The following is a 22300-nucleotide window of genomic DNA, read 5'->3' on the forward strand; positions in this document are numbered from 1 at the left end:
TCCAATCCATTGCACCCACACGCCATGCTCAACAACGCCACCCTGACCCAACTGCGCGCACTCAAGCTGCAGGGCTTTGCCGACGCCTTGCAGCAGCAGCAAGAACAGGCCGACTGCCTGAACCTGTCGTTCGACGAGCGACTGGCCCTGCTGGTCGAGCGCGAGGTCTATGCCCGAGGTGACCGCAAGCGGGCCCGGCTGCTGCAGCGTGCCCAGCTGAAGTACCCCACGGCTACCTTGGAGGACGCCAGCTTCGAGGCGGTGCGCGGCATCGACAGGTCCACCTTGATGGGCGTCGCACTGTCGACCTGGATCGAGCGGGGCGAGACGCTGACCTTCGCCGGCGCCACCGGGCTGGGCAAGACGTGGTTGGCCTGCGCGCTGGCCCAGTACGCCTGTCGCCAGGGGCACTCGGCGCTGTACTTGAGGGTGCCACGTCTGGCCGAGGAGCTTCGCATCCTCCACGGCGCAGGCACCTTCCGACGTTGGCTCGAACAGCTTGCCAAGGTCGACGTGTTGATCCTGGACGATTGGGGAACGGGTCCGATGGACAGTGTCACCCGGGGTGACCTGCTGGAGGTCATTGATGACCGGGTGGGCCACCGCGCGACGATCATCACGCACCAGTTGCCCATCGAGCATTGGCACGCCTGGCTGGGCGACGCCACCATCGCAGACGCCATCCTCGACCGATTGATGCAAAGCTGCCGGCGCTTCAATCTCGAGGGCGAGTCGCGTCGCACAGGCAAGGCCGCGCGGGCAGCAGCCAAGTCAACAAAGGCAGTTCAGGAGGCCAGCCAATGATCTGATCGAATCTGACCCCCTAAACTCTGCCCCCTGCGCAGCACCGCCATCGACCTGGGCGGTCACGATCACCGAAACGCGTGGTCACGTTGCCGAAATGACGCCGAATTCACCCCTCGGCGTGCCGGTCACGATGGGCCGAAATGGGCGGTCACGTTCGCCGAAATACGCAGGCCTGCGTCTTGGTCAACCATGCCGCGTTTTCATAGCCCGGCTCGGTGGCGACGAGGGCGAAGATGAGTCGCTCGAATTGCTCTTCGGTCAGGCTCGGCCATCTCAGCTGGGTCGCGACCGTTCCCCGCGGCTTTGCGCTGATCAAGGTCTCAAGGTCGTCGATGCCAACGGGCATAGGCTCGTTGTCGCCGTACATGGATTTCTGCAGCTCGGCTCTTGCTGTGGGCCAGTCATGTTGGATGATGTCTTGCAGGTCTCCGTAGAGCCCAAACCGCATATGGCGATTTAAGTCACCCCATCGCGAAGGCTTGGACATGCTGCTGCCCATCAGTACATTGATCTGAGCGACGTTCTGCTTCAACACCTCGAATTGCTGGTGCGAAACTTCGAGGTGCCTTTCAGCAGGCTCAGGCAGTTGCGACAGCACATGAATGCACTCGTCCACGCCAGACATCAGTTCCTGCAAGGCGTCACGCACAAGCTCGCGGCGCATCTGGCCGAACCGCAGGCGATACTGCCGCAGTGACTTCGACGGCTCCTCGATCGAGCGCTCTACGGAGATTACGCATTCGATTTCGCCTACTTCCTGGGCATCAAGGCGGTTCTGCGCGATCTCGTCAAGCTCCAAGAGATGAATTTCCGGCTTCCATCCCTTGATCTTCGGAAGGGCTGCATAGAGCGCGTCGAAGTGATGACTGTTGCTTTCGTAGTCGGAGTCGCTGCCGAACACGACGCCCTTCGGAATTGCCTCTTCAATGGCGTCAAGCAGGCGTTCAGCCTTCACAAGGTTTGCCTCAACCGCCTCGAATTGGCGTAGCGCAGCATTCATAGTGCTCTCGGTCATTTGATCCTCGTGTTCTTCTTGCTTTCAACTGGTTTGATGGAGGCTTCGATTTCGGTTTCCACCATGCCTCGACGCCAGGATGCCCGGTATTGGTTGCCGCCGTTTTCACCATCTGTCTTCCCTCACAGTTCAGAGCCCCGCATTGCCATCGAGTGGCCACTGGCCGGCCTTGAGCATGAACAGCTCGAACAGCCCGGGTGGCATGGCTCGATCTCCAGCCTCCCACTGCTGCCACCCACGCTTTCTTAGTGCTTCGACCTCCGCGCGAACCTCTTTGCGGGCTACACGGGAGATTTCGGCTTTCAGGAAGGTGGCGATATTTGGCATGGTGGATTGTGCCTTTTTGCAAGCAGCACGCTTGGCCGCGCCAGTGCTTCAAGCGGCTATGCCTCGTTGTGCACTAAGCTATCGTCACAGTCACATCAGAAACCGTGGAGCGCGAAAACATGGTGTCAGAAACGCCACCTAGCGGAACAGTTGCGGTTCCGTCCGAGCCGACGATTGGACAGCTACTCGGATGGTTCTACGAACGCTACGACTTCATCACTCGTGCTAATTTCGGGCCAGGCGCACAGGAAGAGGAGTTGCATCTTGGCGCTGGCGAGCCGCGTATCTGTCGTTACTGCGACAAAGGCGCGCCTGACGTGAGCTTCGACCAGAAGGCACATGCGCTACCTGGGCTCATAGGGAATCAATGGCTTTTCGATCTGCGGGAGTGTGATCAATGCAACGCCCTATTTGGTGCGACCATCGATGCACATTTCGGCCGTTGGTCTGCTGCTTGGCGCGCCATTGAACGTACGCCAAACAGAGAAGGCGCATCGCCGAAATACAGTGCTCACGATGGTGCTGTTCAGATCGAATCGGATGATTTGAATCAGATGACGATCGTGGAGGGAATGTCCGAAGGGGGGCGTTACACCATCGACCCAGAGGCGAAAACCGTCGAATTCAAACTGACGCGAAGAGGGTTTGCGCCATCGTCGGTGTTCAAATGCCTTGTCAAGATGGCCGTTGCCGTGGCGCCTCCGGAGGCCTGCGAATCGTTGAAACATCTGAAGGCCTGGATCCGTGGCGACGAGGAGTCAACCGAAGCGTTCGCCGACGTATTGCTCGTCCTGTCGATGCAAACGCGGCCAGATGTATACGCTCCCGGAAGGTTCGAATATCAGCTTTTGCGGCGTAAGCCAGACGCGCCTACGGACTCGCCCCACATGTTCTTCCGCCTGAGGTTTGGGGGCCGGGCTTACCAGATCGCGCTTCCACTGCTTGCAGAAGATGCCGGCCAACCTAGGGACAAGATACCCAACCTGCCGATGCTGCCGGCCGACAAAGCGGCGTTAAGCGATCCGACTCAGCCTTCTGTGCCAATCAAGCGAGAGAATATGTCGAGCTCAGAGATCGAAGGCAGGGAGGACATCGTGTTGCGCTACGGCATGGGCGCCCTACAAGAGCTAGAGCCCAGTCAATTCCAGCCACTGGCTTCACGTGGTGGCAAACGGTAAACCCTTTTCAGTCCTCCCAGAGCAATGGCTGCAAAGCCCAGGGGCATGATCCTTGGCAGGAGAAAGTGCTTTCGCATGCAGTGCATGCTTGCCACTCTCACCTCAGCTTAAAGCCCGCACTCCGTGAGATTGCAGCACGCGTACGTAAATTGTCAGGCAACGCTTGGAAGCGTCTGGCGCTCAAGGTGTCGAGCGCGCCGCTCAATCAATTGGTCTTTATATCGCGCCTCTTCGCAGACAGCTATGGCCTTGTCCAGATCTTCGATTGCTGATGAGTCATTCAGCTGAATACGAACTTCGAAGCGCTGTGCATGAAAAGCCGAAAGGAAGTTGCTGCTGGTAGTCGGCAATTCCTTCAGTGCTGTCTCGATGCTCTCCATAGCGGCCTGAACATTTGTGGGTTCGAGACCGAGCTGAGCCACAGATTTCCAGTAGTGCGCCCAAGGGCTTGGCTTCTCGATCTTGGAGACAACGGCTAGTGCATCGGCAAACTTTCCGGCCTCGGCCAACGCTCCTGCGTACTGCTGAGATTGGAAATCGTTTCGGGTAGTCATTTGCTCATACAGAGACAGAGCTCTTGCACTGAGCGCATCCTTCTGATCACCTAGGACAATACCAGCATTCTGATAGAGCTCGGCAAAGATGAATCGCTGTACATCGTTGCTAGGTTCTGGAGCTTGGATGCCCCGCCAAACGTCGACGAATCGTTGGGGCGCTCTCCATTTCCAAGTTCGACTTACAGCGGCGAATGCCTCGAAAGCCTGACCCAAGTTCACGTCTGCCGCTTCGAGGATCTCTCGCTGTGCAACATCGGCGTACTCTTGCATGAAGTCATCCCTTTCGGGCCCGGACGGAACAGCGCAGATCGTTGCAAGCGCTACTGAGTTGGAGACTGTCCCTGGAGTCTTTGCAGCCTCGAGTACAGCCTTGGCCTGCTCCACGGCTTTCGTTCTCGCCTTGCCGCCATAGAGACGTACCAACTGAAGTCTGGTCTCAAACATTGGGAAAGCACCTTGAATTACCTGCTCGAACAGGGCCTGTGCTTCGTCTCTCTTTCCGAGGAGGGTCAGTGCCTTTCCCTTGTGGTGGAGAATTTCTGCCTTCTGACGTTCCGTAAGGCTTGGCAGTGCCTCGAGACGATCGAATAGCTCAATGCGCGACCGCAATATGTTTTTTGCTGCGTCGACGCCTGCTTGCTCCTTGTCTGCGCGGTACAAACCTTCGATTGATTCCAGAACCAGACTGGTCTCGATTGGAGTCGCCGGCCGCCCCGTGGTCTCCAAAAGCTCCACAAGTGTGGCTGGGTCTCCGATGAGGCCTCGGTTCAGTTCAGACGGAAGCCATTCCTGCAAAAGCGCGTACAGAAATGAGCTTCGACGCTCTCCAGCTTGAACAAGTAACTCCAGCTTTCCCCTCATGAACGAACCTGCGGCCCTCAAGTCCAGAGATGGCGACTGAGCAGAGGTCAGCAAAAAACCATCGAGCTGGTCTATCCAGCGGTCGCTCAAACTCTCGTTCAGCCACGGGGCGGCGCCCAGCGCCGCGAAGACGACATCGTGTAGACGCACAACTGACTGCCTGCTCGGTGCCGTCATGGAGTGGCTCTCCAGCTTGCGGATTCCAACTCCACCAATCAACGCTCTCAATAGTGGCCGGTATGCATCGCGTGCAGCAAGCCAACGAAATGCCGAGAGCTCGGTCGAAAGTGTTTTCTCGAAGCGTTGAAGAAGTCTGTCGGCCAATCTCTGGTAGCGGCCGTCCTCCATCTCGCCCACGCGTACGCAATCTTCAGCGATCTCTTTCCAAGTGGCTCCATCCCGAACCGCAGCGTTCATGAGGCCTAAAGTGAGAGGGTGTCCATTCACCGTCTTCCATATCTGCTTCCAGCTTTCATCGTCGCACGGCGCGTCAACGCCGTGATTCAGCACATCCTTCGCCAGGCTCTCTTCCATAAACGGGATCTCGAGCCCTCCGGCAGTTTTCTCTCTCTGGGTAATGATGACCCTGGAGTTTGGCCCACAGAGGGTTGCAATCTCCCCAATGCTGAGCTTGCCGGCTAAGTCATCAATCACGAGCAGACATCGTCGCGAACCAAGGAGTCCTACAACGTTTCGAGTTACTCCGGAGCGCCCCAGTGCGATCGACTGCAGATCATTGACGTTGGACAATGCTGTGCCGTCAAGCCACATGATCAGCTCAAATTCGTCCCTGCGTGCATCGGCATATGCCGCTGCTGCTTGCGACTTTCCGATGCCGCCGACACCTGTGATGCAGAGGCACTTTTCCGTCTGGAGGCTCGCAAGAATGGCCTTGTCGACCACGTCTCGTTCCCGATAGCCCAATGCGGGCTTTGGCGCCAGAAGATTCGCTTCGTGCTCGGTGGCGATGTGCTTGAGTACAGGCAGATATTGACCGAGTTGATCAATTGCCAAGTCGCTTATAAGGAGGTGATCGACGATGAATTCGGCGATTCTGCGTCGGTTGTAAATGTGAACGGTGCGGCCTTCGAATCCCGGCCAAGCGGAAAAGCGTTTACGAAGTGCTTCCTCGTCGGCTGGAGAGCACTCGTCAGAGCTGATGAGGAAGACGTCTCTTGTTTGAGGTTTTAGATGCAGAACGTGCAGCACGTCCTCCATCGGCTTTTTGGCGATGCCATCAAAGTAGCCCTTCAAAGCTGAGTACTCTGCGGCTACCAAGCCTGTGTCGTCATATGTGTCGACGGTATACCCGACAGAATGCCCCAGGACATTCAGCCCGCGGTGGCTCAGCGAGATCCCGAGCATGTGGTTCACGAAGCGCTGGCCAAACTCTTCAAAGCGAGGTGCCGCACGCGTCATTGACTCCATCACTCGTTCGATGAAGCCGGTTCTCAGGTATGTGTTCATAGTGTTCCCTCCATTCTTCAGCGCCTCTCAGATCAACTGACTCAAAAAGGGTGCTGTTTGGATCGTGCTGGCGTAGATGGTGGCTACGGAAGCCGAAAAATGCGACTCAAGGGATTTTGCGGCTTTTCTTGTTTGGGTGCGCACCGGCATGCGTGGATGCTGCGTGAGCAACCAAAATCAAATGAGCAACGGCAGATCTTTTTCTACGAGGCTTATCAACTTGGGGGCAATCTGGCCACTGATCTTGACGGTCCCATTCGCAGCAAATGCAATTTGCCCCTTCAGCCCACTCAGAACGACTTCAAACACGGCAAGTTCGACCTTGTATTTCAGGCCCTTGAGAACTTCCATGTTCTCAACCGCCATCCCATTTTTCGACACGAACTCCATTCGAGCCAAGAGGTCGTCGGCGAGAACAGCACCAACGACCTTCATCCCTACAAGCTTGGAAGAGTCGACGGAATTGAAGACCGCGGAGGGACGCGCCCTATCGAACGTCACAGGCTTGGCTGTGAAGCCCATGCCGACCAGAGTCTCGAGCGCATTGAGAAGATCCCGAACGTTTCTCCCTGCATTCTCGATTCTCAGGAAGACCAGATCGCCTAGCTCAACAACGGAAAAATCGGTGAAACTAACACTGTCAATCTGCTCGTAGGTCGGAGTTCCTTCAGCATCCAGCGTTGTCACGACCACTCGTGAACGCCAAAGGTACCGATAGGAGGCGCCACCGCTTGGCGCTCCGGCAAACCCATACGCGGATGTAGGCCCGAAAGGGCAATTGGCAACGATCATTCCCAGATCCCGGGCTCGAGCTGGAAACTGAATGCGGAACCACCGATACCTAGTCTGCATTACTTACTCCCGGCATCGGCCGCCAGAAACTCTGCCCGGAGCGCCGCCACAAGATCTCGAGCCTTCGACTCTATGACCCGAGAGAATGCGTCACTCTCATGCTTGTGTGGTGGTCGTCGCCGCGTAGAGACCTTGCCCTCCTCTACAGCGAAGACACCGCTCAAGATGAACGAGAAGCCCGTGCAATCCCTGAGATCAGAAAAACCCGCTTCGATATCGTAGACATTGCCCACTCCCATGAGCTCGGTCGCAGTCCACCCCATCTTGATGATGTAGTAGTCCTCCTCATCAAGGAGTTCATTGAGGATTTCCGAACGGCTCACCCCGCTGCCGCGGAGAAAGACCCGCTCTACATGGGTCTCCGAACCCTCTGCATCCTCTTCTCCTCCTTCATCATCCAGCTCTGGCTTCGCTTTGAATACGTACACATCAGTCACGTCACGCCGGACAAAGCCGGGCAATGAACTCGCCAGTTCATGAAAAAACTTGGATCGAAGCTTTGTTGAAGGTACATCAAACAACGAAACGACAACCTTGACCAGAGGTTCTGAAGTCGTCTTCTCGACCTTAGCCAATAGCGTTTCTCGGACCCCATTGAGATAGTCATTCTGAGTGTTTCGCACAACATAGCCGGTCGGGGATTGGACGAACTCGATGGTGCCGTCACGAACTTGAACCTGCGAGAACTCGCTACGCTTGTAGTCGATTTCGGAATATTGGACTCGAATGCTGAGGTTGTTACCTTCTCGCGTCACCTGCACGGTGTCTCCGCTCGCTTCCATTTCTTTCTTCAGCTGTTCAACGACGCCTTGCAATTCGTCGGTATCACTTACCCCTGAGACGTCCATGGAAGTCGTGCGCTCTCGTCTGGCGACTACCCCGAGTCGAGCCGCAATTTCCTTGTGGTCATAGTAGTCGTGCGTCAGCGTAGAGAAGTACTTTGCAAGCTCTTCTCGTGGTGTCTTCCTGCTAACTACGATGTTGCGACGTTGGAAGAGTCGGATGACAGTTGGTGCATCAACCTTGTGCTGATTCAACGCATCAAAGACATTCTTGTCGCTCGCGTAGTAAAGCGATGGGCCATGGGCCCGCTTCTTCATTCCCGCCATCCCATGTCTCCCGGGTTATAGGTGCTGGTAACGCTCGTGATCCTTTCAATCTGAATCTTCCCTAGGATTTCTTCGCGCGCAGGATCAAACCCCCAAGCCTTGACATACTTCTTCTGTGCCGTGCGAAAGATTGACTTGAGGTCATTGGGGGCATCGGGATGAGTTACTCGCAACAAAATTCGCTCTCCGGACTCCAGCATCTGAAACCTCGACAGGCTGTCGAGGAAGTACTCGAATTCTTCTGGGCTTGATGCGGGTGCGTTGTAGTAGATGACGTAGCCAGCACTCTGTTCATCCGTTGCGACGTGCTTGATGATGATGTAAGGTGAAGTCAGAGTTTCCACAGTCGCAGGCTGTGACCATACGTCCCCTTGCCGACGCGAAATCACAAGATCGGGGTAGTAGAACGTGTAGGTCTGTGGCAGCTCGCCTTCACCCTTTAAGCGAATGATGTCATTCGCTACGCTGTACAGGCGCTGGATGTCCATCGGTCCGAGGTAATGCAGCTGCGTTCCTGGCGCGACTGGGAGCGCTTGCAAGTCGACCTTGTCGATAGCCTCGTAAAACGGCTTGTCATAACCGTTATCGTGGTTATGAACGAATAGCAGCCCGCGAACTTCATGTGCTTCTGACTCGTCAATGGAGTACTTTGCTCTCCAGGAGTCCGAGCCCCGTGCACAGTCGATTGTCATGCACAGAGATTTGAACGCACCGCGCAGTCTCGTGGAGGTGATTGAGTCTTCCGCATAGCTCTTCAAGTCGGTGTGAAGATAGACCGTCTTGCCTAGGTATGGATCACGGTACAAAAAAACTACATCGCCCGGGTGAGTTGCCTTCGGCTTTCCTCCCTCGCCGACATGCTTCTCATTCGTGCACTCGAAGTTGTCATCCGTCTTGGGATGGGTTTCCCAGAGGAAGTGCTTAAAAATGTCTTTTGAAAGCTTCGCCGCAATCTCGCCAATGTTTGCCGTCTCTGCCACAACCCCTCCTCGTTTGATGTTCTTGGATGACCGGGATGCCAGCCATGCCTGTCGTCTGCTTTTTTGAATTAATCAGCTCAGAATTTTTGCTGGCAATCGCTTCTGAGCGACGGTGGCGCCACCAATTTATCAGACTTGGATCAAGCCAATCTATGCTTCACATCATCTCCGATGCGCAGAATTGAGTTGGCCCCAGTTCGCTGAGCGCCAGTACGCGCGATCTGCGGCTGGCAAGGCTGTTGGGGTATCACAGAGCCCGCGCGTCGCGTCTGTGCCCGATGCCTTCGCTCTCCGGTGCTGCGCGCTTCGCTTGCTTGCCGGTTCGCGCTTTAGTTGGAGGGCTGGGCGGCTTGCTGCTTCCGATGGCTCTCAATCACCGGCTTATCGAACTGCATTCACTCAAGTATTGGTTTCAGCTCTTCGAGGCAGCTGTGACCAAGGCAGTGCTTGTCGACTCGAGTGGCGACCCTCCGAAGTCCTAGCACGTCGCGTCAGTTGCGCGAAATACTGGAATCCAATCCGGCGGCCGACTTCGCCAAGGGCTGCCGGCGCAAGAGGCAAGCAAAGTCGGGAGTGCTCCAGCAAGCCCGGTCCAAGTACGCCTCCATATCCCGGTCTATGCCTCAGTTTCCGAGCCGTTTTTGGTGTAATTTGGGGTAATTCCACCGCCAATCCACGCCATTTCACGCCCATGGTGCGCTCCAGCGCACACTCTGGCTTAGATGTCCTAAGTACCTGTCAATAAAGGGAAAATTTCTCCCTTGACGTCGTTGCGCATCTGCCTACCTACACAATGGGGGTGTGCATTAGCACCGTCCACGGTCAACCAGCGACGCTCTGGCGTCCGCGGAGAGAAAGCAGCGACGCCTAGGAATGTTGCGGGAAGGCCACGACATAAGAGGGTTTCGGGAGAGGGGGTACAAAAGGGGGTACGGAAGCTTTACCGAATTGTCAAAAGCCAGTATTCATGCGGCCTACAGACCGTCTTTAGATCGGTTTCACACAAAATCAGCAGACAGAACGACGGGTTACGCTCACAAGGTGTAACCCGTTTTTCTTTGGCCCAGAAAAATGGACGCGGCTCTTGCGGGCAGCCAAAAAAAAGCTCGCACAAAGGCGAGCTGAAGGACCCCGTTCTTGCGCATGGGGTCGGAGGGAGGAGCCCGCCGGAGGGAGGCGGGCAAGCCGATGATCGCGACCAATCTGGGAGACATTGAGGATGAGGGCGCACCGGATATCCCCCTGATGGCAATCTTGAAGTATTGCTAATGCAAAGGAACTAGTTCCTTGGGGCGCTGCGGGTTCGAGGCCTATCCTCAGCCCCAACATGAACGTCACACAGCAACAACTACAACTCCTCGTCAACCTGCCCGATGGCTGGTCGAGCCGCATCGATATCAAGCAGACCACCAGCGGCCGCTATGCGGGCGTTGCCGAGTTGAGCCTTCGCGGACTCAGGCGGGGAGTGGTCGTATTCATGCAGCAGCCCACGCTGGAGGCTGCATTGCAGCGTGTGCGGCTTCGGGCCAGCCAGTTCGCGAGAGAGCGGCTCTCCTTGCCGGCTGCCAAGTCGTAGATGCTGCTCTTGTGGGTTGGGGTTTTCTATCCCGAGCATGAGGATTCCCAACCCACGAACACCCCACCGCGCGGCACCATTGAGCTTCACTGAAGGAGAACAACGCCATGAAGGCATTCAGGAAGTTCGTCGGCGGCGCCATTTCTATCGCCGGGGCCGTGGTGCTTGTAGCGCAGCACCTGTAAGGAGCACCAAGGGCGATCAGCCGAAGGTGAACACGTAGGCCTGTGCGCCCGCGTCGAGAAATTCGATTTCGAACAGGCGGTCTTTTTCGTTCGCCGTCTGGCGCACCAGTTGGTACAGGCGCTGTCCATCGATGGTGCCGTTGCCTTGCGCATCGGTATCGGTGCCGTGGTCTGCCAGCGGTGGCTTGCCGTCGATCAGAACCTTGAAGCGCACGGGCTTGCCATCGGCCGACGGGCCGAGCACCAGATGCAGGTCGCGTGCATGAAAGCGATAGGCGATGCGCCCATTGGCCCGCACCAGCACCGCGCGTTCGCTTTCCACCGCCCATTCGCCGCTCAGTGCCCACTGGTTGGCGCGCAGTGATGAAGCCGCGGGATAGACCCGCGCACGATCCTTCGCGATGCCACCAGGCGAGGCGAAGCTCTGCGCGCGCTCGTAGCCCAGGTAGGTCTCGCCCGACAGGGCCGGCGACGCAGCCGCCGCAGCCTGCGTACCCTGGCCTTCCGGCGAAACCGTGTCGGCCGGCACAACCGGCCGCCCGGCTTCCGCCAGCAACTGCTGGATGACTTGCTCCGACTTCGCGTACTGCCCCTCGCCGAACTGGTGATGCCTGATGCGCCCCTGCGCATCGACGACATAGAACGCCGGCCAGTACTGATTGCCAAAAGAGCGCCAGATCGCGTAGTTGCTGTCGACGGCCACCGGGAAGCCAATGCCCAGGTCCTTCGTTGCGCGGCGCACGTTGGCAGGCTGCTTCTCGAACGCGAACTCCGGCGCATGCACGCCGACCACCACCAGCCCCGCGTCCTTGTATTTCTCGGCCCATGCGCGAACGTAGGGCAGGGTGCGCAGGCAGTTGATGCACGAGTAGGTCCAGAAGTCGACCAGCACGACCTTGCCGCGCAGGCCCTCGGGCGTCAGCGGCGCGGAGTTGAGCCATTCGGTGGCGCCGGCCAGCGAAGGAAAGCCACCTTCGTCGGGCAGTGCCAATGCGGGCTTCTTCGGCTCCGGTTGCGTCGACGTCAGCATCAGGCCGCCCGGGTCGATGGAGGCCTGAGGTTGCGGCGATGGCATGGGCATGTCGATCTTCTCCACCAGTGCTTTCTCCAACGCCGAAGTTGTGCCGACAGAGAGGCGGCTGAGCAGCCCGGTATCCAGCCCCAGCGCAATAGCGCCGACGCCCACAAGAACGGACACGCCGGCCACGCGCCGCATCCATTCACCGGTGCGCAGCGACCCCTTCATCGCCGAGAACAACCGCCCGCCAAAGAGCAGCGCAGCCGCCAGCGAGGTACACGCACCGGCCGCATAGGCCAGCAACAACAACGACGTGCCGATGCTCGCGCCGTTGAGTGCGGCGCCAGTCAGGATCAGCCCGAGGATCGGCCCCGCGCACGGCGCCCACAGCAGCCCCGTGCCCACCCCCAGCAGCAGCGGCGAGAACACCGACGCCTTCGCCGAGGCAGGCCCCGACAACCGCAAGCCAAGCGCCACCAGCGGACGGCTCAGCCGGTCGGCCACCGATGGAAACAGCAGCGTCACGCCGAACACCGCCAGCAACGCGATCGCCGCAAGGCGCCCGTACTCGTTGAGCGCTACGACCCAGCCGCCGCCCACCGCCGCCAGTGTGGCGATGGCCGAGAACGCCAGCGCCATGCCCAGCAGCATCGGCAGGCCATGCGAGCGGAACGGCCGATCGGCCCTCGCAAAGACGAACGGGAGCACGGGCAGGATGCACGGGCTCAGGATGGTGAGCACACCACCCAGGTAGGCAACGATGAGGAGGAGCATGGTCGGAGTCTGGTCAATGGAGGGATGAGGGCGCGGCTCAGTTCGGCGGCGCTGCGCGCGTGCTCATGGTCAGCCGGGCTTCGAGCCCGCCTTCGGGTCGGTTGCGCAGCACCAGTTCCGCGCCCATCGCCATTGCCAGTTGGTGGGCGATGGCCAGGCCCAGTCCGGTGCCGCCGGTGTTGCGGTTGCGTGAGCCTTCCACGCGGTAGAAGGGCTTGAGCACGTTCTCCAACTGGTCGGGCGGAATGCCCGGTCCGTTGTCGACCACGGCCAGCACCAGCCGGTCGGCCTCGGCATGTACCTGCAGGCGCACGTCAGTGCCGAACTTCAGCGCGTTGTCGATCAGGTTCGTCAAGATCCGCCGCAGCGCATTCGGCCGAGTCACGATGGGCTCGCCTGTGCGGCCCTCGAGCAGCACCTGCTCGCCCGAGTCCTCGTAGTCGGCCACCATGCTCTCGAACAGTGCATTGGCGTCGATGCGGCAAGGCGGCTCGGTGGCACCGTGCAGCGTGCGCGCGTAGGTCACGCCTTCGCGCACCAGGGCGTGCATCGCATCGAGGTCCTGGCGGAACTTGTCGCGGTCCTGATCGCTGTCCATCAGGTCGGTGCGCAGCCGCATGCGGGTGATGGGCGTCTGCAGGTCGTGCGAGATGGCCGCGAGGATTTCCACGCGCTCGGCCATGTAGCCCGCAATGCGCTTCTGCATTGCATTGAATGCGCGCGCCGCGTGCTTCACCTCGGTCGGGCCTTCTTCGGGCAACTGCTGCCCTTTCAGATCGGGCCCCAGTTCGTCGGCCGCATCGGCCAGCTGCGCCAGCGGCCGCGTGACCAGCCGCACCGCATACCAGGCGCACACGGCCAGCACCAGCAGCTGTATCCACAACAGCCACATCACCCAGCTCGACACCGGCATGTCCACGCGCCGCGCATGCACGATCACGGAAGACCCGTCCGACAGCCGCACCTGGATCTGCAAGCTTTGCGGTGGGCTGCCCACCTGGCCGACCTTGACGATCTGGAATGGGCGCATCGCATCGACGATGGCAGCGGCGAACTGTTGCGACATCGGCGTGTCGGGCGGCGTGCCCTGTGCGCTGCCGCCCAGCACGAAGCGGTAGTTGCGTCGCTCCAGCCGCGCGAGCCAGCTTTCGCGCTCGGCGGCCGGCAGCCGGTCGAGGATGGCGACCGAGCTCGCGATGTCGCGCTCGATGCCGATCATCATCAGCTCTCGCATCGCGATGCCGCGTTCGTAGCGGATCGCCGTGAAGGTCAGCAGCTGTGCAATGGCCAGCCCGATGACGATGATCAGCGTCACGCGCGAGAACAGCGAGCGGGGCAGCAGCCGGCGCAGGCCTGCGGGGTTGACCGGGGCGAGGGGTGCGGGGAGGCTTGCGGATGTAGGCATGGGCTGGTTTATAGACCCGGGCTCGCGCCGCAGATCACTTCTTTGTATTGCAGTGTGTTGGGCGGCAAACGGGACATACAACATTACCTGCCGGGGCTCAGATGCCGTCGCAGCTTCGGCTTTGTATGGCCGTGTATCCGGCGCAGCCCGTACACACGGCCATACAAGAACACCCCTGGCATGACACATGCCGCATACATCCCGCGCATTCAATCGTTCCGTCGCCAACACAAACAAAGGAACACCCCATGTCCGAAGAACCCGTCAACCGTCAACGCCGTTTCCTGCTGGGAGGCGCCGCCGCCAGCCTCGCCGCCGTCGAGCTGGCATTCATGAGCAGCACCGTCCACGCGGCCGATGCCGTGCCCGCTGCCAAGCCGCGCAAGCTGGAGCCCATCCGCCAGATCAAGGCCGGTGAGCTCGATGTCGGCTACTACGAGGCCGGCCCTGCCGACGGTATTCCGGTGCTGCTGATGCACGGCTACCCCTACGACATCCACAGCTATGCCGAAGTCGCGCCGCTGCTCGCGGCCCGTGGCTGCCGAGTCATCGTGCCGCACCTGCGCGGCCACGGCACCACGCGCTTTCTCGACAGCGCCAACCCCCGCTCCGCGCAGCAGGCGGCGGTGGCGCTCGACCAGATCGCGCTGCTCGACGCCCTGAAGATCGACCGCGCCGTCATCGTCGGCTACGACTGGGGCGCGCGTACCGGCTGCATCATCGCGGCGCTCTGGCCCGAGCGCTGCATCGGGCTGCTCTCGGTCAACGGCTACATCATGACCAACCGCCCCGGCAACAAGCTGCCGCTGCCTGCGAAGGTCGAGCTGGGCTGGTGGTACCAGTACTACTTCGCCACCGAGCGCGGCCGCCTCGGGCTGGAAGCGAACCGGCGCGACATCGCGCGCATCCTGTGGACCACGAATTCGCCGAAGTGGGCATACGACGACGCCACCTTCGAGCGCACCGCCGCGTCGTTCGACAACCCTGACTACGTGCAGATCGTCATCCACAACTACCGCTGGCGCCTCGGTCTTGCGGACGGCTTCGCGCAGTACGAGGAATACGAGAAGCGCCTGGCCGCGTTTCCGACGATCAAGGTGCCAGCGATCACGATGGACGGCGACTCCGACGGTGTCGTGCCGGCCACTGACGGCAAGGCCTACGCAGCCAAGTTCACCGGGCCGCGCACGCACCTGGTCGTGAACGCGGGCCACAACGTGCCGCAGGAGACGCCGCAAGTCTTTGCCGATGCGGTGTGGAAGCTCGCGTCGGCAACGTAGTGTGGCCGTCCGGGGTGCCGGATACACAGGAATACAAACCCGCTTGTCCCGGCCCGCAGCCGGGCTACATTGCGGCTTCCGACGTATCGGCCACCTGCATGACGACCTCGAAGACCTCCGACCACATCCTCATCGTCGACGACGACCGGGAAATCCGCGAACTGCTCACCACGTACCTGGTCAAGAACGGTCTGCGCGTGGTCGCGGTGCCCACGGGGCGGCACATGCGCGCGGCGCTGGAGGAGTCGGGGCCGTTCGATCTCATCATCCTCGACCTGATGCTGCCGGGCGAAGACGGGCTCACGCTGTGCCGTGACCTTCGCACGGGCAAGTACAAGGCGACGCCGATCCTCATGCTCACTGCGCGCAGCGAGGAGGCGGACCGCATCCTCGGTCTGGAAATGGGCGCCGACGACTATCTGGCCAAGCCGTTTTCCGCCCGCGAACTGCTGGCGCGCATGCGCTCGGTGCTGCGCCGCACGCGCATGCTGCCGCCGAACATGCGCTCGACCGAGTCGGCTTCGAAGCTGGGGTTCGGCGAGTGGCAGGTAGACACCACTGCGCGCCACCTGATCGACGACAGCGGGGTGATGGTGGCTCTCAGCGGTGCGGAGTACCGGCTGCTGCGCGTATTTCTCGACCATCCGCAGAAGGTGCTGAGCCGCGACCAGTTGCTGAGTCTCACGCAGGGGCGCGAGGCCGAGCTTTTCGAGCGTTCGATCGACCTGCTCGTGAGCCGGCTGCGTCAGCGTCTGCGAGACGATGCGCGCGAGCCGCGCTTCATCAAGACCGTGCGCAGCGAGGGCTACGTTTTTTCCTCGACTGTCGAGGCGTTGGACTGAATCGTGCTGTGATGCACTGGCAGCTCACCGGGTTGCGTATCTCGTGGGTGATGCCGCCGGCTAGGAAGAGTAGGGCGAACCAGAGCTTCTTCATTCTGTTGTTCCAGCGTTTGTTGTGTTTGTGTGTTCGTGTTCGGGGTGAGTGCGAATGACACCGGGTGCTCTCCTCCGCGAATGGCCCCCGGCCTGCGGCCTCCTCCTTTATTTCGCTGCGGGGAGCACCCGGTGCCATTCGCACATGGGCGCAGCTCTTGTGCTGGCCGATCACCGCTGCGCTGAACGATCACGCCCTGAACAGTGCAACTCCCGTCTCAGGAGCCAGTCGGCGAAGGCTCAGCCAACAGCGCCTGAATCTTCTTCTCGGTGGTGCCATAGCTGCCTTCGCCAAAGTGCGAATAGACGATCTTTCCCTGCTTGTCGATCAGGTACACCGCAGGCCAATATTGGTTCCTGAAGGCCTTCCAGGTGCCGTAGCTGTTGTCTTGCGCCACCGCGTGCTTGATCTGCAGCCGCTGGATCGCGTCCTTCACGTTCTTCGTCGACTTTTCGTACGCGAACTCCGGCGTGTGCACGCCGACGACGACCAGGCCTTTGTCCTTGTACTTCTCGTTCCAGTCCTTCACGTAAGGCAGGTGGTTGAGGCAGTTGATGCAGGTGTAGGTCCAGAAGTCGACCAGCACGACCTTGCCGCGCAGCTCACCGAGCTTCAGCGGTTGCGAGTTGAGCCAGGCGTCGATGTTCTGGAATTCAGGCGCGGGCACCGCCTCGGCAGCCGGAACGTCACCGCCGAGCGGCGATGGTGCGGCAAAGGTCAGCGTGAGGGCCGCCGCCGAGGCCGCGATGGCAACGGCGAAGAAGAGGGTGGAAGAGCGAAAGCGCATGGTGGTTCCTTCGGAAGAGTGACGGGCGTTCGTCTGTGAACGGAGCCGATTCTTCGTTGGGCCACCCTGCCGTGGCGCGAAACGCGTATGCCTCTGTATCCGCGGGGGGAAACCCACACACTACGTTTCACGCACACCCAGTCGAGTGCAGGATCAATCGACCCTGATGTTGCGTGCCTTCACCAGCGCGCTCACTCTTCCCGTCTCGTCCTGCACGAACTTCGCGAAGGCCTCGGGCGTGGTGCCGGCCGGCTCCAGGCCGAGCTGCAGCAGCTTCTGCCGCACCGTCGGGTCGTTGACCGCAGCCTGCACCGCCTTGCCGAGTTTCTGCACGATGTCGGCCGGCGTGCCCTTGGGCAGGAATACGCCGTTCCATTCAACCACGTTGTAGCCCGGCAGGCCCGACTCCGCGAGCGTCGGCGTGTCGGGCAGCCCCGGCACGCGCTTGATGGAGCTCACGCCCAGCGCGCGCAGCTTGCCGCCCTTGACGTACCCCAGCGTCGACGCCACGTTGCCGAAATAGGCCGACACCTGCTCGCCCATCACGTCGGTGAGTGCGGGCGCGCCGCCCTTGTAGGGCACGTGCATCAGGTTGATCTTCGCCTGCTCGTTCAGCGCCTCGCCCGCCAGGTGCGAGCCGGTGCCGCCGCCCGCCGACGCAAAGCTCAGCTTGCCCGGGTTCTTGCGCGCGAAGTCGATGAACTCCGCGACGGTCTTGTACGGCGCGCTCGTCGGCACGACGAGGATCTGCGGCGCGGTGGCGACCAGCGACACGGGAATGAAGTCTTTCGCCGCGTCGAAGGGCAGCTTGCGCAGCGACGGATTCACCGAGAACGCCGATGCGTCGTAGAGCACGGTGTAGCCGTCGCCGGCCGCCTTGGCCACGTTATCGGCGCCAATCACGCCACCCGCGCCCGGCTTGTTGTCGATGACGATCTGCTGGCCCAGCGCAGCGCTCATCTGCTGCGCGACGATGCGCGCGGTGTTGTCGGCGCCGCCGCCCGCGGCGTACGGCACCACCATGCGGATCGGCTTGTCGGGCCAGGCGGCCCAGCCCAGCAGGGGAGCGGCGCAGGCGGCCAGCGCTACGACGGATTTCAGAAGGCGCTTCTGTGGTTGCTTCATGCCAATGTCTCGGAGTTTGCTTGTAGTTCAGGAAAAGTCGTAGAGCCGCGCCGGGTTGTCGACCAGCACGCGGCGGCGCGCGGCCTCGTCGGGAACCCACTGGCCCAGCAGGTCGAACAGCTGAGCGTCGTCAGGCTTGGCGGTGCGCTCGGTCGGGTGGGGCCAGTCGCTGCCCCACACCACGCGGTCGGGTGTCTGCTGCGCCCAGGCTTGTGCGATGCCGGTCGTGTCGGCGTAGCCGCCTGCCGCGCCCACACGCGAATCCAGGTAGGCGCCTGACAGCTTGATCCAGGTGCGGCCGTTGTCGAGCAGCCGGCGCACGACGTCGTATGCGGGATGCGCCAGCGCGTCGGGCAGCGGCAGGCGGGCAAGGTGATCGAAGACGATCGTGCAGGGCAGGCGCGCGAGCAGCGCCGCGTGCTCGACGATCTGGTCGGCGTTCCAGTGCAACTGCACATGCCAGCCGAGCGCATGCACGCGCTGCGCCAGCGGCTCGACCATGGCGAAGTCCGTTGCCGCATTCGCCGGTGTGTACAGCGTGAACCGGATGCCGCAGATGCCGCCCGCGTGCAGGCGTTCGAGTTCGGCATCGCTCACCTCGGGCCGCACCACCGCCACGCCGCGCGTGTGCTCGGCGCCAAGCGCTTGAATGGCGGCCAGCGTCACGCTGTTGTCCGTGCCGTGGGCGCGCGGCTGAACGACCACCGTGCGCTGTGTGCCGATGCGTTGCTGCAGCAGGCGGTAGTCGGCGGCCGTGGCGTGGTCGAGCATGGCATCGGGCGGCCCGTGCAGCGCGAAGCGTCGGTCGTACACATGCATGTGCGCGTCGCATGCGCCTTCGGGTGCCGCGCTTGCGGGCTTGCGAGTGCCGCTGCTGTGGGGCACCACGTTATCGGTGGGCATGTCCTATTCGTCCAAGCGCTGCGCGGCCAGCACGCCTGCTGTGTGTTGCCCCAGCGTCGGCGCGGCAAAGGGCTCGGGCCCCGGCGTACGGCCGAATCGCACCGGCCGGGTGAAGCCGCGGTACGAGCCGAGCGTGGGGTGCGCGAAGTTCGCCACCATGTCCTCGGCCAGCACCTGTTCGTTGTCGAACATGTCTTCCACGGTGCGTGCTGCCGCGCAGGGCACTTCCTCGCCGAACAGTTCTTCCCATTCGAGCGCGGTGCGCGCGGCCAGCGCGGCGCGCAGCTTCGGAACGATCTCGGCGGCGTGCTGCGCGCGCTTGCGCACCGAGTCGTAGCGCTCGTCGCCCGCCAGCTCCGGCAGGTCGACCTTGACGCACAGCGCCTGCCAGAAGTGCGGCGTGTTGGCCGAGATGTAGATGTGCCCCTCGCGCGTGGGGTGAAGACCGGTGATGCCGCCCGAGCGCATGTCGCGCCCCACGTCTTTCGGCTCGCCCTCGGCCCACACCATGCGGGCCGACTGCATCGTGAGCGCGGAGCGCAGCAGCGAAACGCCGACGAACTGGCCTTCGCCGCTTTTCTCCCGCTCGTACAGCGCAGAGGCCACGCCGGCAGCCACCAGCGCGGCCGCGTAGTAGTCGACCACCGAGCCGTAGATGATCTCGGGCGGCTCGCCGCGCTTGCCCTGCAGCGCGCACATGCCGGTCATGGTCTGCAGCACCTGGTCGTAGCCCGCCTTCTCGCGCAGCGGCCCGGTCTCGCCATAGCCGGTGACGGCGCAGTAGATCAGGCGTGGGTTTACGGCCTTCAGCTGGTCGTACGCAATGCCCAGCCGTGGCGGCACGCTGGGGCGGAAGTTGTGCACCAGCACGTCGGCCGTGCGCACCAGCGCCATCAGCGCGGCGAGGTCCTGCGGGTTCTTGAGGTCGAGCACCACGCCCAGCTTGCTGCGGTTGACGCCGATGAACGCACGGCTCTCGGCTTCCAGCGTCGATGGGTACTTGCGCAGGTTGTCGCCCGTGGGCGGCTCGATCTTGATGACTTCCGCGCCCTGGTCGGCCAGCAGCGAGCAACCGTACGGGCCCGCGATGTAGGCGCTCAGGTCGAGCACGCGCAGGCCGCTCAACGGCCCGGCGGGGCCCTGGCGCGCGGGCAGGTGCTTGTCGTCGCCAGCGTTGTCGGGGGCGGTAGTGCTCATGGGTTCTTCTTTCCTCAGTCGGCTGTGATGTTCTGTTGCTTGGCCAGCTTCTTCCAGCGTTCCACGTCGTCGGCGATCACGGTGCCGAACTGGGCCGACGTGAGCGGCGTGGCGATGGCGCCTTCGCGCAGGAAGTTGGCCGTGATCTCGGGCCTGGCCAGGATCTGGTTGACGGCGCCATTGAGCTTGGCGACCACGTCGGGCGGCGTACCGGCCGGGGCCAGCAAGCCCCACCAGAGTTCGAATTCGTAGCCGGGCACCGCGGTGGCCATTGGCGTGAGATCAGGCGCGACGGGGCTGGGCTTCAGGCTCGTGATGCCCACGGCGCGCAGCTTGCCGGCACGCACCATCGGCAGCAGCGAGGGGCCGCTCGAGATCAGCAGTTGCGTCTGGTTGCCGATCAGGTCGGTCACGGCCGGACCCATGCCCTTGTAGGGGATGTGCGCAATCTGCAGGTCGCCCACCTTGGCCTTGAGCAGCTCGGTGCCGAACTGGTTCACGCTGCCCGAGCCCGACGAGGCGTAGTTGTACTGGCCCGGCTTGGCCTTGATGGCGGCGATCAGCTCGGCCGGCGTCTTCGCGGGAAATTCGTTGTTGACCGCGACGATGAATGGGCCCTTGGCGAACATTGCCACGGGTGCGAGGCCTTTCACCGGATCGAAGGGCATCTTCGATTGCACGGCTGCGTTGGTCGTCATGCTGGACGACACCGCCACCAGCGTGTAGCCGTCGGGCGCGGCGCGCGCCACCTGCGCCGTGCCGGTGTTGCCGCTCGCGCCGGGGCGGTTGTCGATGATCACGGGCTGCTTGAGCTGGTCGCCCAGTTCCTTGGCCACCTGTCGCGCGAAGGTGTCGTTCGAGCCGCCGGCCGGGTAGGGCACCACGATCGTGATGGCCTTGCCGGGATAGGCGCCCTGGGCGAATGCCGCGCCGGCGAGCGCTGCCGCTGCAACAACAGCGAGCACGCGCGGGCGAAGGAAGGATGGGAAATGCATTGTCTTGTCTCCGGTTTTTATTAATAGGAAGCTCGGCTCATCCAGGCAGCAGCCCAAGGCTCAATTGGGAAGCAGCCCAAGGCTGCGTGCACTCTCGACGATGGCGCGCGCGCGAATCACGAAGGGGATGTCGATCATTTTTCCGTCCACCACGTAGGCACCGACGCCGTTGGCATCGGCCTCGCGGGCCGCCTCGACCACCTTGCAGGCGTGCGCGATTTCTTCGTCGGTGGGGCGGAACACCTCGTTGGCGATGGCGATCTGGCTCGGGTGGATGCAGGTCTTGCCCAGAAACCCGAGGTCGCGCGCCAGCATGGCTTCGGCGCGGTAGCCCTCGGCATCGCGGATGTTCGCGAATGCGCCGTCGTAGGCATACACGCCCGCTTCGCCGGCTGCGATGCGCACCGCGAACATGGCCTGGCGAATCGCGGAAGGTTCGCGCCGGGCGATGCCCAGCGGCTCGAACAGGTCGCCCAACCCCAGCTGCAGCCCCGCCACCCGCGGATGCGCCAGTGCGAGTTCCGCTGCCGTGCGCAGGGCGGTGGGTGTCTCGATGTTCAGCAGCAGGCCGATGGGCGCCTGCACGCCGTTGACGCGTTCGGCGCGCTCGATGACTTCTACCGCCGTGCGTACGTGCGCCGGGCTTTGCGGCTTCGGCAGGTTGATCAGATGCACGCCGGGCTGCGTCACCGCCGCCACGTCGCGCTCGAAGTGCGGCGTGTCCATGGCGTTGACACGAACGATCAGTGTCTTTTGCGAGGAGGCCGCATCGCCGCTGGCAAGCAGCAGCTGGCGCACGGTCTCGCGTGCCTCGTCCTTGCGCGGCTCGGACACCGCGTCTTCCAGGTCGAGGCAGATGGCGTCCGCCGCACTGGCCAGTGCCTTGGCGAACAGTTCAGGACGGGTGCCGGGAACGAAGAGTTTGCTTCTCATGCATGCAGTGTCCGCAGTTCATGAGAAGAGAAA

General features: G+C 61.7%; 19 protein-coding genes. 5 read left to right on the forward strand and 14 right to left on the reverse strand.

Annotation, left to right across the window (positions count from 1 at the left end; translation table 11 throughout):
• Positions 1-24: 24 nt before the first annotated feature.
• Positions 25-804, forward strand: a complete 780-nt coding sequence (gene istB / locus ACTG4X_RS13815) for an IS21-like element helper ATPase IstB (RefSeq protein WP_440532734.1) — start codon at positions 25-27, stop codon at positions 802-804.
• A 151-nt stretch (positions 805-955) separates the two neighbouring features.
• Here istB and ACTG4X_RS13820 read toward each other — a convergent pair whose 3' ends face one another.
• A complete protein-coding gene (locus ACTG4X_RS13820) occupies positions 956-1822 on the reverse strand; it encodes a hypothetical protein (protein ID WP_440534056.1) in 867 nt (288 codons plus the stop codon).
• A 129-nt stretch (positions 1823-1951) separates the two neighbouring features.
• Positions 1952-2149: an XRE family transcriptional regulator gene (locus ACTG4X_RS13825; protein ID WP_440534456.1), complete on the reverse strand. Its 198-nt coding sequence runs from the start codon at positions 2147-2149 to the stop codon at positions 1952-1954.
• A gap of 104 nt (positions 2150-2253) precedes the next feature.
• On the opposite strand from ACTG4X_RS13825, the gene ACTG4X_RS13830 reads away from it, so the two are divergent.
• Positions 2254-3327 carry an HNH endonuclease gene (locus ACTG4X_RS13830; RefSeq protein ID WP_440534057.1) on the forward strand — a complete coding sequence of 358 codons (1074 nt, stop codon included), beginning with the start codon at positions 2254-2256 and terminating at the stop codon, positions 3325-3327.
• Positions 3328-3479: 152 nt separating this feature from the next.
• Here the strand turns inward: ACTG4X_RS13830 and ACTG4X_RS13835 are convergent, their stop codons facing one another.
• The 4 genes from ACTG4X_RS13835 to ACTG4X_RS13850 form a co-directional block, all read right to left on the reverse strand.
• Complete coding sequence (locus tag ACTG4X_RS13835) at positions 3480-6212, reverse strand: tetratricopeptide repeat protein (RefSeq protein ID WP_440534058.1); 2733 nt, start codon at positions 6210-6212, stop codon at positions 3480-3482.
• 177 nt (positions 6213-6389) lie between these two features.
• Positions 6390-6899 (reverse strand): hypothetical protein, encoded by a 510-nt coding sequence (locus ACTG4X_RS13840; protein WP_440534059.1) that lies wholly within the window; start codon positions 6897-6899, stop codon positions 6390-6392.
• 164 nt (positions 6900-7063) lie between these two features.
• Positions 7064-8164, reverse strand: a complete 1101-nt coding sequence (locus ACTG4X_RS13845; protein ID WP_440534060.1) for a hypothetical protein — start codon at positions 8162-8164, stop codon at positions 7064-7066.
• On the reverse strand, positions 8161-9153 hold the full coding sequence (locus ACTG4X_RS13850; RefSeq protein ID WP_440534061.1) for a hypothetical protein: 993 nt from the start codon (positions 9151-9153) through the stop codon (positions 8161-8163). The genes ACTG4X_RS13845 and ACTG4X_RS13850 overlap by 4 nt, the downstream gene beginning before the upstream one ends.
• A gap of 1327 nt (positions 9154-10480) precedes the next feature.
• Here ACTG4X_RS13850 and ACTG4X_RS13855 point away from each other — a divergent pair.
• Positions 10481-10729, forward strand: coding sequence for a hypothetical protein (locus ACTG4X_RS13855; RefSeq protein WP_093052781.1), 249 nt, complete (start codon positions 10481-10483; stop codon positions 10727-10729).
• A 201-nt stretch (positions 10730-10930) separates the two neighbouring features.
• Here ACTG4X_RS13855 and ACTG4X_RS13860 read toward each other — a convergent pair whose 3' ends face one another.
• Positions 10931-12706 carry a cytochrome c biogenesis protein DipZ gene (locus ACTG4X_RS13860; protein ID WP_440534062.1) on the reverse strand — a complete coding sequence of 592 codons (1776 nt, stop codon included), beginning with the start codon at positions 12704-12706 and terminating at the stop codon, positions 10931-10933.
• A 37-nt stretch (positions 12707-12743) separates the two neighbouring features.
• Positions 12744-14111: an ATP-binding protein gene (locus ACTG4X_RS13865; RefSeq protein ID WP_440534063.1), complete on the reverse strand. Its 1368-nt coding sequence runs from the start codon at positions 14109-14111 to the stop codon at positions 12744-12746.
• Between the two features lie 248 nt (positions 14112-14359).
• On the opposite strand from ACTG4X_RS13865, the gene ACTG4X_RS13870 reads away from it, so the two are divergent.
• Both ACTG4X_RS13870 and ACTG4X_RS13875 read left to right on the forward strand, forming a co-directional pair.
• Positions 14360-15391: an alpha/beta fold hydrolase gene (locus ACTG4X_RS13870; RefSeq protein WP_093176459.1), complete on the forward strand. Its 1032-nt coding sequence runs from the start codon at positions 14360-14362 to the stop codon at positions 15389-15391.
• Positions 15392-15489: 98 nt separating this feature from the next.
• Positions 15490-16233: a response regulator gene (locus ACTG4X_RS13875; protein ID WP_093052769.1), complete on the forward strand. Its 744-nt coding sequence runs from the start codon at positions 15490-15492 to the stop codon at positions 16231-16233.
• Positions 16234-16544: 311 nt separating this feature from the next.
• Here the strand turns inward: ACTG4X_RS13875 and ACTG4X_RS13880 are convergent, their stop codons facing one another.
• From ACTG4X_RS13880 to ACTG4X_RS13905, 6 genes are all read right to left on the reverse strand, one after another.
• Positions 16545-17114 (reverse strand): thioredoxin family protein, encoded by a 570-nt coding sequence (locus ACTG4X_RS13880; RefSeq protein WP_440534064.1) that lies wholly within the window; start codon positions 17112-17114, stop codon positions 16545-16547.
• A 153-nt stretch (positions 17115-17267) separates the two neighbouring features.
• A complete protein-coding gene (locus ACTG4X_RS13885; RefSeq protein WP_093176461.1) occupies positions 17268-18239 on the reverse strand; it encodes a tripartite tricarboxylate transporter substrate binding protein in 972 nt (323 codons plus the stop codon).
• 27 nt (positions 18240-18266) lie between these two features.
• On the reverse strand, positions 18267-19142 hold the full coding sequence (locus ACTG4X_RS13890; protein WP_440534065.1) for an amidohydrolase family protein: 876 nt from the start codon (positions 19140-19142) through the stop codon (positions 18267-18269).
• Positions 19143-19145: 3 nt separating this feature from the next.
• Positions 19146-20339, reverse strand: a complete 1194-nt coding sequence (locus ACTG4X_RS13895) for a CoA transferase (RefSeq protein ID WP_440534066.1) — start codon at positions 20337-20339, stop codon at positions 19146-19148.
• 14 nt (positions 20340-20353) lie between these two features.
• Positions 20354-21334 (reverse strand): tripartite tricarboxylate transporter substrate binding protein, encoded by a 981-nt coding sequence (locus ACTG4X_RS13900; protein ID WP_440534067.1) that lies wholly within the window; start codon positions 21332-21334, stop codon positions 20354-20356.
• Between the two features lie 60 nt (positions 21335-21394).
• The gene (locus ACTG4X_RS13905; RefSeq protein ID WP_440534068.1) at positions 21395-22267 is read right to left on the reverse strand and encodes an HpcH/HpaI aldolase/citrate lyase family protein; all 873 of its coding nucleotides are present in this window, start codon (positions 22265-22267) and stop codon (positions 21395-21397) included.
• Positions 22268-22300: the final 33 nt, after the last annotated feature.

The sequence above is a fragment of the Variovorax sp. YR566 genome (assembly GCF_051992195.1).
GTDB lineage: Bacteria > Pseudomonadota > Gammaproteobacteria > Burkholderiales > Burkholderiaceae_C > Variovorax.

Coding starts and splice junctions, on each gene's coding strand:
- ACTG4X_RS13870 (WP_093176459.1), top strand. CDS start 14,360: ATGTCCGAAGAACCCGTCAACCGTCAACGCCGTTTCCTGCTGGGAGGC.
- ACTG4X_RS13885 (WP_093176461.1), bottom strand. CDS start 18,239: ATGAAGCAACCACAGAAGCGCCTTCTGAAATCCGTCGTAGCGCTGGCC.
- ACTG4X_RS13875 (WP_093052769.1), top strand. CDS start 15,490: ATGACGACCTCGAAGACCTCCGACCACATCCTCATCGTCGACGACGAC.
- ACTG4X_RS13845 (WP_440534060.1), bottom strand. CDS start 8,164: ATGAAGAAGCGGGCCCATGGCCCATCGCTTTACTACGCGAGCGACAAG.
- istB (WP_440532734.1), top strand. CDS start 25: ATGCTCAACAACGCCACCCTGACCCAACTGCGCGCACTCAAGCTGCAG.
- ACTG4X_RS13865 (WP_440534063.1), bottom strand. CDS start 14,111: ATGCCTACATCCGCAAGCCTCCCCGCACCCCTCGCCCCGGTCAACCCC.
- ACTG4X_RS13880 (WP_440534064.1), bottom strand. CDS start 17,114: ATGCGCTTTCGCTCTTCCACCCTCTTCTTCGCCGTTGCCATCGCGGCC.
- ACTG4X_RS13855 (WP_093052781.1), top strand. CDS start 10,481: ATGAACGTCACACAGCAACAACTACAACTCCTCGTCAACCTGCCCGAT.
- ACTG4X_RS13895 (WP_440534066.1), bottom strand. CDS start 20,339: ATGAGCACTACCGCCCCCGACAACGCTGGCGACGACAAGCACCTGCCC.
- ACTG4X_RS13860 (WP_440534062.1), bottom strand. CDS start 12,706: ATGCTCCTCCTCATCGTTGCCTACCTGGGTGGTGTGCTCACCATCCTG.
- ACTG4X_RS13890 (WP_440534065.1), bottom strand. CDS start 19,142: ATGCCCACCGATAACGTGGTGCCCCACAGCAGCGGCACTCGCAAGCCC.
- ACTG4X_RS13835 (WP_440534058.1), bottom strand. CDS start 6,212: ATGAACACATACCTGAGAACCGGCTTCATCGAACGAGTGATGGAGTCA.
- ACTG4X_RS13905 (WP_440534068.1), bottom strand. CDS start 22,267: ATGAGAAGCAAACTCTTCGTTCCCGGCACCCGTCCTGAACTGTTCGCC.
- ACTG4X_RS13900 (WP_440534067.1), bottom strand. CDS start 21,334: ATGCATTTCCCATCCTTCCTTCGCCCGCGCGTGCTCGCTGTTGTTGCA.
- ACTG4X_RS13825 (WP_440534456.1), bottom strand. CDS start 2,149: ATGCCAAATATCGCCACCTTCCTGAAAGCCGAAATCTCCCGTGTAGCC.
- ACTG4X_RS13820 (WP_440534056.1), bottom strand. CDS start 1,822: ATGACCGAGAGCACTATGAATGCTGCGCTACGCCAATTCGAGGCGGTT.